This is a genomic window from uncultured Parabacteroides sp. (genome assembly GCF_902493135.1).
In the GTDB taxonomy this organism is placed as follows: Bacteria; Bacteroidota; Bacteroidia; order Bacteroidales; family Tannerellaceae; genus Parabacteroides.
The window spans coordinates 143,987-154,207 of sequence record NZ_CABUOD010000003.1; the positions used below are offsets into that span (position 1 = coordinate 143,987).

At 40.2% G+C, this 10,221-nt stretch carries 16 protein-coding genes; all 16 read right to left on the bottom strand.

Features of this window, described 5'->3' with window-relative positions:
* Nucleotides 1-264: 264 nt before the first annotated feature.
* Nucleotides 265-519, bottom strand: a complete 255-nt coding sequence (locus tag RDN79_RS02475; RefSeq protein ID WP_298546706.1) for a hypothetical protein — start codon at nucleotides 517-519, stop codon at nucleotides 265-267.
* 214 nt (nucleotides 520-733) lie between these two features.
* Nucleotides 734-1,078 carry a single-stranded DNA-binding protein gene (gene ssb, locus RDN79_RS02480; protein WP_374044464.1) on the bottom strand — a complete coding sequence of 115 codons (345 nt, stop codon included), beginning with the start codon at nucleotides 1,076-1,078 and terminating at the stop codon, nucleotides 734-736.
* 2 nt (nucleotides 1,079-1,080) lie between these two features.
* Entirely contained in the window at nucleotides 1,081-1,767 is a 687-nt protein-coding gene (locus RDN79_RS02485) for a hypothetical protein (RefSeq protein WP_298546708.1), read from the bottom strand.
* 617 nt (nucleotides 1,768-2,384) lie between these two features.
* Nucleotides 2,385-2,564 (bottom strand): hypothetical protein, encoded by a 180-nt coding sequence (locus RDN79_RS02490; RefSeq protein ID WP_298546710.1) that lies wholly within the window; start codon nucleotides 2,562-2,564, stop codon nucleotides 2,385-2,387.
* 6 nt (nucleotides 2,565-2,570) lie between these two features.
* Nucleotides 2,571-3,002 (bottom strand): hypothetical protein, encoded by a 432-nt coding sequence (locus tag RDN79_RS02495; protein WP_298546712.1) that lies wholly within the window; start codon nucleotides 3,000-3,002, stop codon nucleotides 2,571-2,573.
* 312 nt (nucleotides 3,003-3,314) lie between these two features.
* The gene (locus tag RDN79_RS02500) at nucleotides 3,315-3,542 is read right to left on the bottom strand and encodes a hypothetical protein (RefSeq protein ID WP_298546713.1); all 228 of its coding nucleotides are present in this window, start codon (nucleotides 3,540-3,542) and stop codon (nucleotides 3,315-3,317) included.
* A 20-nt stretch (nucleotides 3,543-3,562) separates the two neighbouring features.
* Nucleotides 3,563-3,865 (bottom strand): hypothetical protein, encoded by a 303-nt coding sequence (locus tag RDN79_RS02505; RefSeq protein WP_298546715.1) that lies wholly within the window; start codon nucleotides 3,863-3,865, stop codon nucleotides 3,563-3,565.
* Nucleotides 3,866-3,876: 11 nt separating this feature from the next.
* Nucleotides 3,877-4,068, bottom strand: a complete 192-nt coding sequence (locus RDN79_RS02510) for a hypothetical protein (protein WP_298546717.1) — start codon at nucleotides 4,066-4,068, stop codon at nucleotides 3,877-3,879.
* Nucleotides 4,069-4,080: 12 nt separating this feature from the next.
* Nucleotides 4,081-4,395: a hypothetical protein gene (locus tag RDN79_RS02515; RefSeq protein WP_298546719.1), complete on the bottom strand. Its 315-nt coding sequence runs from the start codon at nucleotides 4,393-4,395 to the stop codon at nucleotides 4,081-4,083.
* 20 nt (nucleotides 4,396-4,415) lie between these two features.
* The gene (locus tag RDN79_RS02520) at nucleotides 4,416-4,556 is read right to left on the bottom strand and encodes a hypothetical protein (RefSeq protein WP_186928876.1); all 141 of its coding nucleotides are present in this window, start codon (nucleotides 4,554-4,556) and stop codon (nucleotides 4,416-4,418) included.
* 22 nt (nucleotides 4,557-4,578) lie between these two features.
* Nucleotides 4,579-5,154: a hypothetical protein gene (locus RDN79_RS02525; RefSeq protein WP_298546722.1), complete on the bottom strand. Its 576-nt coding sequence runs from the start codon at nucleotides 5,152-5,154 to the stop codon at nucleotides 4,579-4,581.
* A complete protein-coding gene (locus RDN79_RS02530; RefSeq protein WP_298546724.1) occupies nucleotides 5,151-5,351 on the bottom strand; it encodes a hypothetical protein in 201 nt (66 codons plus the stop codon). Before RDN79_RS02530 ends, RDN79_RS02525 begins: the two co-directional genes overlap by 4 nt.
* Nucleotides 5,348-5,500, bottom strand: coding sequence for a hypothetical protein (locus tag RDN79_RS02535; RefSeq protein WP_298546726.1), 153 nt, complete (start codon nucleotides 5,498-5,500; stop codon nucleotides 5,348-5,350). Before RDN79_RS02535 ends, RDN79_RS02530 begins: the two co-directional genes overlap by 4 nt.
* Nucleotides 5,501-5,503: 3 nt before the next feature.
* Nucleotides 5,504-8,017, bottom strand: coding sequence for a DNA methyltransferase (locus tag RDN79_RS02540; RefSeq protein WP_298546728.1), 2,514 nt, complete (start codon nucleotides 8,015-8,017; stop codon nucleotides 5,504-5,506).
* Nucleotides 8,014-10,041: a DNA cytosine methyltransferase gene (locus RDN79_RS02545; protein ID WP_298546730.1), complete on the bottom strand. Its 2,028-nt coding sequence runs from the start codon at nucleotides 10,039-10,041 to the stop codon at nucleotides 8,014-8,016. Before RDN79_RS02545 ends, RDN79_RS02540 begins: the two co-directional genes overlap by 4 nt.
* Nucleotides 10,038-10,208, bottom strand: a complete 171-nt coding sequence (locus RDN79_RS02550; RefSeq protein ID WP_298546732.1) for a hypothetical protein — start codon at nucleotides 10,206-10,208, stop codon at nucleotides 10,038-10,040. The genes RDN79_RS02545 and RDN79_RS02550 overlap by 4 nt, the downstream gene beginning before the upstream one ends.
* Nucleotides 10,209-10,221 lie beyond the last annotated feature (13 nt).

Here is a 10,221-nt window from a genome sequence, read left to right on the forward strand (position 1 = left end):
TCGTGTGTATTGTGGTAGCCCGAAGGCTACCGGATTATTTTTGTTCTCTCAACCACTGTCGATAAATTCTATCTCAAATAGCTTCATCTCTTTCAAATAAGCCACCATAGGTGTATATCACGTGCTCTAAATCATTGGACTTTATTGTCACTTCGTATTCATCCTCTGCACAGGGGTTAAGGCTATTCTCTTGCAATTAACTGTAACGTTGTTGTCGTACTCTTTCATATTCTTCTATCTTGCGCAGGGCTTTCACCCTGCTGGTTAAACATTTAATATTCTAATCTCTTTGTTACCTATTTCTGAATCTACATTCAGAACCTCATACTTTTGAGCCTTGTAGTTATAAACGACTTCACAAGTATTGAAGCCTCTGCCGTCTTCTCTTTGGTCATAAACAGTATTTATATGCTGATACATTTTATTACCTAACACAAAGTTTATCTTGCCTGATGTGCAGAAGTGAAAAGCTACTGCGTACTTCAATGTTTTCTTTTCATCAATCTTCTTCGTTACCATAATCGCATATCTTTTAATTGTTATTATTGCTTCTTTTAGTATTATAAAGATACTGATTAATAGTGAGGCACACAAATATAAATAACTAATTAACAATAAGTTAAACAAGGATTAACGGATAATATACTAGTAGACCAAAGTATCGCCTCTTGTGTTTTTAGAATGAAAGATCATCAGACAGATTGGATTGAAAAGATTCCAGTTGTGAACCAGACTATTGTTGAGTAGATTTACTGTCTAATAATTCCAACTTATCAACAAAAATTTCCGTCACATATCGTTTTGCTCCTGTTTTATCTTCATATTGTCGAGTCTTGATCTTACCCTCTACATAAATCTGAGAACCTTTCCTAACAAACTTCTCGACAACCTCGGCCAGACCTTTCCAAAAGACAAGGCTATGCCATTCCGTGCGATCAGGAACCTGGGTCCCGTTTTGAAAGGTATAGCCCTTCTCCGTGGTAGCAAGCGATAAATTGGCGACCTTTGTCCCGACAACATCTTTCACTTCAGGATCCTTGCCGGTATGACCGAGAAGGATTACTTTATTTACACTCATGATTATACTATTTGATTATATTTTTCTGCTATTTCCCCGAATTTATCAGGGTCCAGCAGTTTCGTTACAAATACATTAAAAGCCCCTGTAGCTCTTTTAGAATTATCACACTGACCTCTTGTGTTTCCTGTTACAGATCCGGCAAGTTCGGCAGAGTACTTTTCTGTAACAGGAAGTAGAAGATAGTCCATCTTATCGGAATAAATACCGAGTACAGTATAAGCGTCCTCCCTGTAGAATTTAACTAATATACTACTGCTTTGACAAAGAATATTGATTAGCATGGCAAGACTTGCTATTCGATTGTCTATGCCGGTGATGTTATGATCAAGCATTATCTGACTTATTGAGTATTTCAATACATCTATGTCCTTCATGAAGAAATCTTCCATATCTTGAAGGACTGCGGCAAATACATCAATAGATACGCCTATATGATTTTGCATTATCATGTTATATTTTGCAATTTCATGTTCTGCCTTTTGAAAATCTCTTTTAGCGGAGAATTTGAATAACCCAGCGATTTTCAATTCCTCTTTTAGCATCAGGAGATGGTTATATACCTGATCATTAATAAACAATCCAGAGTAATGCAAGGTGTGTTCCTTTGTTACGCCGGGTAATGGGTTGATATGTTCTTTCTTGTAGTCGGCCATCGCCTGGATGTAGCCGCAATAATTAATCTTCATGATGGTTTTATTTAGTTTTATGTTTAATAGCCTAAAAAGCAAAAGAGTTTACAAAAGTCGAGGAGTTGTTAGAGTTCCCCGGCTTTGCTGTTCCATTCAGATATCATTTTCGTGAGGTCGCGAAGATGGTTCAAGTATTCCGTGATTTGAACCTGATCGGATTCCACTTCGTGTCGGTTCCGAACTGTTCCGGACGGAAACCGTTTATACGAAGCCAATATACTGATTATTGTTTGCGCATGTTCTTAACATTTTATCTTATGTAACCAAATCTGAAACAGATTAATAAATTCTTAATTTTATTCGGAAATATCAAATAAGATTTGAAGATATTTAATCTTAATAGCCTAATTATTGAAGCATTAAACATTTTCAATGTGATTGTTATCATATGAAATCTACTCTCTATATTTACAATACCTTGTTATAAAAGATAAGGTATTGTAAATATGAGAAAATTATATTTTTTTCGTTATCGCAGTGCGATAACCGGTTTGTTTGTAACTGAAAGTTACGCTAAGAAACATCCTAAAACTACTATTAGAGAAAAATACTTTAAGTAGTTTGGGCTTTTTCGAAACGAGGCTGTTCTTGATAGGGTTCAACCTCGTTTCTTTTTAATTTCTAACTGTCATGAATACAGTTCCTATGAATTTTCCATACTCCCTTACAGCATCTATTATATCCGTCATATCTCCATCAATAGCTTTTGCTAAATTAGAAGCTGCTTCAATGTGTTTCGCGGACTCGTCTGTAACAGAGTATATATCACCATCTTCAATTATAATATATTTCATTTCTTTTTATATTCGATTTATTTCATCATTGATTCGTAACATACTGTCACTCACAAAGTCGTATATCTTATACATTAGTTCCGGCTCTTGCTCCTTTGGAGAATAAACCATCACTCTTTTACCAGCTCCCTTCATCCATCCGGCTTCTGTGTTGGCAGACCGACCACAAGGGAGTACCATAACGCAAACGTCTGCCCACTGCATACCGTTGAAATCAGAATCGAAGCCTCTTTGTGCAATCGGATGATTAAGAGCCTCTCTGTATTGTTCCGTAGTCCACTGTTCCCAATTTGGATCTATATCAGACCACTGGAAACCACCATTTCCATGAGGAGGATTCTTGAAGTCATAAACATCATGTCCTACATCCCTAAGAAATTTCACTACATCCTGCTGGAATAAGTTTCTCCAACTACTTGCTACATATATTTTTGCCATATTCAATCCTTTTTACTATTGAAACTTTTCATATACTCACAATCTCTATCACAAGTGCAATTATCATCATAGCAACTATCGTTGTGACTGTTCCAACAAGGACATTGTTTATGATATTCATCTAACTTTTCCGAGATATGTACTGGATACCACACTTTAGCTTCTGTAATGGTATCAATCCCCTGAAACCATATCTTCCCATTGTCAACCGTCTCAAAAGAGGTTATCTTAGCACGTTTTACGTTACTTCTAGTGTTCCGGTAAGGAACTATATCACCAACTTTGTAGCTCATGATTATTTAGTTTTGAGGGTTATTTGGAATATTGCTGTCTCTCTGTACAAGTATTAAGCCCAAACCTACCAATAGGGCAATCATCACAATAAAAGGTCATGCTTCTATAATCTGCGGTACTTCCACATGGATGCTCACTAAGTTCCATAACCTTATCATTTAGAAGCTGTACTTCTTCTTTGAGCTTATTCACCTCGCTAATAGGGGCTAAAGCTTTATATTCTTGTTCTGTTAATATGTACTGCATATTATTTCCTTTTTATTTGCTTATGGGTTAATGTTAATTCCGTAAGTATTCTTATCCTCTTTTGATACATTATACCAATTTTCTCCGGAGACTATACCATCAATGTCTTTACCTTGCAAATCCGATCTATCTTTGATTGTCTCAGAGATAACCTTGATTGTAGGATAGGTCCCGGTGTAAATTGTTGGAACCAGCTTTACCGCTTGAACTTCAAAAATGGAAGGCAATCCTTCACCCAGAAGATTATCCGGAACAACGGCCATTATTATCATTTTCCCTTCGGGAGCCTTCTGGCATATCATGTTGAAATATTCGTTTTTCATACTTTATATTCTTAGCTGTTAGCTATTTGAAATTCAATCAGTTTTTTGTCTCCGTATTTCATGCCATTTAAAACATGTGACAAATCTTCCGAAATAATATCCGATGCCGCCTTCTCTGTTGTGGTAACAATCTTTACGCTCTTAGTTGCGTTTGATATAATAAAGCCGTTTTTAACCTTTTCTACTGTAATTTCTGTTTTCATACTTATTTCTTTTTATACTTGTTCTTCCTCAAAATCATACTCATCCTTACGTTCATATATCAAATCGAATGCAACCTCAGACAACGCCATATCTACTGGGCAAACCATATCGGTTGCATCCTGATAGTTTGCGACTTCTTCAAGCGCTTCGCGAAGCTTAACTCTAATACTCTCCAATACTTCATTACAATTATTGACAAGCTTTTTAAGGCATTCGCAATCGTCTTCTTTGAGCATTAGTTTTGTATCATTGCAAACATTATTGACAGTCGTACACGCTTTCCTTATTTCGTCCAGCGTCAGATTTATTAATTCTATTTTTTCCATGATTCGTTATTTTTTAGTTGTTAGCTAATTACTACATATCGTTTATCTTTCGTCTGGGAAGCGTCATCGACTTCCACCTGGTTCATATCGCCACAATCTAAAATCACTGTGGCGTTAGGATTGTATTCCTCCAAGATGCTTATAAGTTCTTCTACTGTCATAACTCGTTATTTTAATTGAGGGTTAATACTTCTTTCCGTACATCACCGGTCTTAATTCATTATATCTTTGTTTCTGCTCGATATGCCAAAGAAGATCAACTCCCAATATATTAGCGTTCAAGAATGTTACCACTATGGATGATCTGACAACATCTTCAATACTTTCTCCGCTTGTTAAGAGAGAGCATAGGGAGAACATTCTTTCAGTGAAGCTCGCTTCTTTAATCTGAGATTTCCAACTGATAAATTCAGAGGTAATATTGAATTTATCGAATAGCGGTCCTTGTAATTCGGATAAATCAATCTTGCGAAGTCCGGCAAGATCAAGAAGGCGGATAACTGCATCTGCAAGCTCATCTTGTACTGTATCTTTAATGTAATTTTTGAAAGCGGAAGCGTGAAACTCATCCTTTTGCAAAGAATTATATTCTTCTATTTCATCTGCTGGGAAATGATTTCCTTTTCTATCAGCTTCCACAGCTTCCATCAGTTCGCTTACAACCAAACAAAGGAAATGCCCGTTGCTCCAGTCTGCATCGTGAAAACCATGATCGCAGGCGGTTTTGTATGCCTTGTCTTTTAATTCATTCAGATTCATTTTTCAATATTTTTCAATTCTTCTATTCTGAGTTCATGCTCCATCGTCTTTAAAGCGTTTAAATGTACGCCACACAGATATTTAACTTTTCCTGACGGGAAAGTGACTTTATATTTTGCAGGGTGAGAACAATCCTTATAATCGTGCCAACCTCTTATTACTGTTGTTCCAATTCTGATTCTTTCTTCACATTTCATCCTTCACCTCCTTTCTTTTTAAAAAATTCACACTTCTTTCCTGAATCTTCGTCCGGTTCCGTCTTCTTAACTTCTGCCTCGGCTGCGTATAGAGCGCATTTAAACCGATCCGGACAGGTGTTGCCGTGGCATTTGATTTGATGTTTCATGATTTATACAGTCATTAAGTCAAACAATGTTGGTGCGCTTACTTCCATTTCAGCTTCCTGCAGGTAGGCAAGGCCATCTTTCCAATAATCGTAATTCAATTCTGTAGACAGGCCTCTACGTCCCATCTTCACAGCGCAATAGGGTACAGTTTGAATACCGCCAAACGGATCAAAAACAGTATCACCCTTGTTCGAATACCGTTCAATCAATCTTTCCACGATATCCAACTGAAGCGGGCAGATGTGATTCTGCTTATTCTTCTGGGATTGTCGGGTATTAAGTGTTTTCATTCGAGCAACATCATCCCAGATATAATCTTTCTTACTTACCGGGTCAATGGCCATGAATGTACGGGGAAGTTTGTCGTAGGCTTCCAACTCTTCTGCGAATGCTACATGATCCTCATAGCTGTAGATGTGTTCTTGCTGGTAATTTCGGAATAGATGCCGGATCTTATCTATTCCAGCTCCTTTCATATCCTCATAAGTCAACAAGGTGTTACCAGAGCTTTTCCAGTCTGCATGAGCGTCGATCTGCCACCGAGCTAATGAGTAGTCTTTCTTATTCTTTACTACCGGGATATCAGCGTAAGCCTTTGATGTATCTGTCGGTAGTTTTCTGAATAAAAGAACGTACTCCGGACATCCGACACCCATTTTGGAACCATCTTTACACATCTCTGTATATCCGAGCCGATAAGTTTGATTGTTTTCCCGAACAACATCAGTATCAACGGTGATCATTCCAAAGAAGATTAAACCATGACGGATATAGTGCATGATCGAGTACACATGAAATGGATCAAGCGAAGGCATTCCTAAACCGGTTGCATTTCCAAAAAGGATACGGTCCTTTACATGAATAGCAGCCACACGCCCCGGACGAAGGATCCGGAGAAGATTCGGTGTCAAATAATCCATTTGCTCGAAAAACTTGCGATTGTCCTCGTTGTGCCCGAAATCGTTATAAGTCGGCGTGTATTCGTAATGATTAGAAAAAGGAATACTTGTTACAATTAAATCCACCGAATTATCAGGCATATTCATGGTTTCCAGAACGCAGTCATTATTAATTGCTTTATAGAGCTTTCCTTCTCTAACCTCACGTTTTGCAAACATCCAGCGCATCATCTTATCTTCGGCGTCCAGATTAAACAAGCCATTTTCCCGGACAATATCCGCCATCTTACTTACCATCTCTTTATGCTGTGCCCACTTGTGCATGAAAGACTTGAATATCTCTCCTTCGCTTTCTGCATACACAAGATAAAGATCGACCGGGTATTGTTGCATGAATCTGTGAATACGGGCAATTGCTTGGAATTTATCGTTAAACCGATAGTCAATAAACATAATTGCCTTATGACAATGATATTGGAAGTTTAAGCCTTCGCCAAGCATTTCCGGTTTAGCTGCAAGATATTTCAGCCGGCCATCCTTGAAGTCGGCTATCACCTTGTCAGCTTCTTTATCATCCTGTGAACCGTACACGGCCTTACATCCGGGGATAGCCTTGCATAAAGCTTCGCGTTCGCTCTCGAGGTCATGCCACAAAAGAAAATGATCGTTCTTATTTTCCGGTCGGTCAATTATATCTATTACACGAGCTATCTTTTCGGCCATATTATCCCGGCGCTCTTTTGTAGCATCGGCAAGCCCGAGAGCCGCCTCACGAAACATCTTAACTTGCCCGTCCCGATCGGCGCCGGCAGTGGAGTTGTCAACGTTTACCACCTCTTCGTGTACGCGAAGTTCCGGCAATTCATAGCCAGTATCCGGATAGCCCAAGTCCGATGGTTTAGTTAAGAATAAAGCCCATGTGGATACCCACAACCAAAACTCCTTTTCCTTATGCGGATAAAGGGTAAGATTGTTCGCTTTTGTACTGTCACGCTGGAAAAACCGCGTAAGAGCCTGCCCTGTGTCCATTACACCAAGATAACCGGCATAGTGTATCAACTCCTTATACCTGTTAGGTGAGGGTGTAGCAGTAGCTACAAACCGATAAGGGACATTCGCAAACAAAGGAAGGAACTCTTGGTAGGTCTTGGTTCCGAATCCGCGAAGTACACTTGCTTCATCCAGTGAAGTGACAGTAAAATACTTCGGATCTATCCTAACCCCTTCTTCACCGTCGCGAACACGCTCGTAGTTAGTCACCATGATATCGGTCGGGCATATCATCACGTCGGCCATTGTTCGTACATAGGTTACTTTCATGTGTAAGTGTTGTTCCGCTTGTGTCAAAAACTCGACTACCACACGCTTGGGGCAAACGATCAATCCCTTGCCTCCTTTATGGTTCAGGATTACCCGAAGTATTTCCAGCTGGGTGACTGTCTTTTGCATACCGAAGCTGGAAAATATGGCACGGCATCCACCGGCAACCGCCCAACGAACGGTATCTTTTACATGAGGATATAATGTCGGGGTAATCTCTTCAGGACTAATACCAAATCCTGTTTGATGGCTGATGGCCATCTTGTTTCTTAGAAATTCTATATAAGTTTTTATCATGATGCTTTGTTTAATTTTCTCAATCTTAATTCTCTTATTTTCTTACATATAGCCTCGCATAACGCCTTAGCCATGCCTACCTCGACCGCGTTCCCGATATATTTCTTTTGCTCGGCTTGCGTGCCGATCAATCTGTAGTTCTCCGGGAATCCCATGATGCGTTTCAACTCTGGAATCTTCAACATCCGCATTAGGATATCCACTATTTGATACATGGCCATGAACTCCTTTATCTTTTTCACAATAGGGATATCATCCTCGTATATCTCGATAATGATATTGCCATCAGAGTTTATCCTGACAAATGGTGGCAAGTTTTCCGAAATACTGGATGCGTTCACCAAATAAGGAGGCATCTTATCCATTCGTGCTATCAGGGTGAAACAAGGCTTATCCACCGATCCGCCGGCAGAGGCAAACTGTGGGTTCATTAGATAATGCCATTTTCGATTAGCCGTTATTACCGGGGCCGGCTCATTGATTCCACTACCGATATTACTGAAATTGGTATTCATTACCCACGGACGACAACTTACCAAGTTATATTTAGGATTAGCCGTTATCGCTCCGAGAGGGCGATCCGTTCCGGCCGGCTTACTTTGTCCGAATTGCTGATCCATAAACTGGCATGAGATTAGCCGTTGTTTCGGGTTCGCTAATATGGCCGGAGAAGGATGATAGATATCCGAATGCTGGCCACCACCGGAATAATAGTTCATAATGAACGGGGTTACAAGCGACAACCGATCCTTCGTCAGTAATGTCGGGCATGGATCTTGTATATCTTTGGCTGTATCATTAAAACTGTACGAACAAAGAAATTTAGGTGATACATAATTGAATCTGTCCTTTGTCGGCACTGTTGGGCATGGGCTATCAACTTTACTCACGTTATCACCGTTACCGTAGTAGGCAGCGAGGAACTTTGTGCTTACCAGAGAGTGATTATCCTTGCATTTGATCGTGTGCGCGGGTCCCGTGATTGGAATATTCTTACTATCCGGATGCCCACTATAATATTTTGAGAGAAAATGAGTCTGCACTACGCCCAACCTTCCCTGACAACTAATCGTTGGGCAAGGTTCATCTATGCTCGGTGGAATGTGTTTGCCTGTTTTTCCGTTTATGGAATTGTATTTCAGCATCCATTTATCCTTGCCTCCTGCTACGTGACGGATAAGACCGGCATAAACCCTCTCGAACGTCTTGGGTGAAAGAGGTTTCTTTCTCATGAAAATACTTGTGCCTTCGTCTTCCAGATCCAGTACATCTTTTACAGGTTTCCATTTCTGTAACTCTCCGAATAGGGTTTGAGACCCATCTTTGCAATGGGTTGGTTCCGGCCAGACAATCGGCATATCCTTTTTAGCGAACTGACCGAAAAAGCGTCTACGGGAAGTATATGCTCCAAAATCGGCGGCGTTCAGGATGCGATGATCGAACTTATACCCGTATTTCTTGACCTTGTTCACCCACCGGAGATACAACCGGCCTTTATCCTTGGAAATTGGCTTTCCGTTTGCGTCCAAGTCGCCCCAACACATAAACTCTTCAACGTTTTCAATCTGTATCAGATCGGGATTGATATCATCTATGTACCGGAAGAGATGCTCTGCAAGTGTCCGGCTATCGGCGTCACGTGCTTGGCCTCCCTTTGCCTTACTGAAGTTCGTACATTCCAGACTGGCCCAGAGAACAATCTTTGCATTCGGGTTTCGGAACCGGATCTTCCTCACCAGATTTACGATCGGTGATAAATCCAATGTTCGCATATCCTCTGTGAAATGTAGTGCATACGGATGGTTTGCCATGTGGCTGGCTATTGCGTTCTTATCATGGTTTACGCAGGCAATAACTTTTGCAACCGAATGACTGTTGACTCTGGCAAGTTCTACACCGGTAGATGTTCCGCCTGCGCCGCAAAACAGGTCGATATAGAAAACATCTATATTATTTGTTTTCTGTAGCTCTACTAAATGCTGGAGGAGGATTATGGTTTTGAAGAGGGATTCTGTGTGTATCATGGCTTCTGATTTAATAATTCGACTTCCGTACAACGAATCCATGCGGTCGACTTTCCCAAGCATACTTCATGCGTCTGCCGGTTGATGTCTTTCACTGTGTACGATTTTCCTCTGAGTTTCACCCAGCTGCCGATACAACATTGGGTGTTGAATACATTGATCTTCATAACGACTTGTTTT

Coding starts and splice junctions, on each gene's coding strand:
- RDN79_RS02475 (WP_298546706.1), bottom strand. CDS start 519: ATGGTAACGAAGAAGATTGATGAAAAGAAAACATTGAAGTACGCAGTA.
- ssb (WP_374044464.1), bottom strand. CDS start 1,078: ATGAGTGTAAATAAAGTAATCCTTCTCGGTCATACCGGCAAGGATCCT.
- RDN79_RS02485 (WP_298546708.1), bottom strand. CDS start 1,767: ATGAAGATTAATTATTGCGGCTACATCCAGGCGATGGCCGACTACAAG.
- RDN79_RS02490 (WP_298546710.1), bottom strand. CDS start 2,564: ATGAAATATATTATAATTGAAGATGGTGATATATACTCTGTTACAGAC.
- RDN79_RS02495 (WP_298546712.1), bottom strand. CDS start 3,002: ATGGCAAAAATATATGTAGCAAGTAGTTGGAGAAACTTATTCCAGCAG.
- RDN79_RS02500 (WP_298546713.1), bottom strand. CDS start 3,542: ATGCAGTACATATTAACAGAACAAGAATATAAAGCTTTAGCCCCTATT.
- RDN79_RS02505 (WP_298546715.1), bottom strand. CDS start 3,865: ATGAAAAACGAATATTTCAACATGATATGCCAGAAGGCTCCCGAAGGG.
- RDN79_RS02510 (WP_298546717.1), bottom strand. CDS start 4,068: ATGAAAACAGAAATTACAGTAGAAAAGGTTAAAAACGGCTTTATTATA.
- RDN79_RS02515 (WP_298546719.1), bottom strand. CDS start 4,395: ATGGAAAAAATAGAATTAATAAATCTGACGCTGGACGAAATAAGGAAA.
- RDN79_RS02520 (WP_186928876.1), bottom strand. CDS start 4,556: ATGACAGTAGAAGAACTTATAAGCATCTTGGAGGAATACAATCCTAAC.
- RDN79_RS02525 (WP_298546722.1), bottom strand. CDS start 5,154: ATGAATCTGAATGAATTAAAAGACAAGGCATACAAAACCGCCTGCGAT.
- RDN79_RS02530 (WP_298546724.1), bottom strand. CDS start 5,351: ATGAAATGTGAAGAAAGAATCAGAATTGGAACAACAGTAATAAGAGGT.
- RDN79_RS02535 (WP_298546726.1), bottom strand. CDS start 5,500: ATGAAACATCAAATCAAATGCCACGGCAACACCTGTCCGGATCGGTTT.
- RDN79_RS02540 (WP_298546728.1), bottom strand. CDS start 8,017: ATGATAAAAACTTATATAGAATTTCTAAGAAACAAGATGGCCATCAGC.
- RDN79_RS02545 (WP_298546730.1), bottom strand. CDS start 10,041: ATGATACACACAGAATCCCTCTTCAAAACCATAATCCTCCTCCAGCAT.
- RDN79_RS02550 (WP_298546732.1), bottom strand. CDS start 10,208: ATGAAGATCAATGTATTCAACACCCAATGTTGTATCGGCAGCTGGGTG.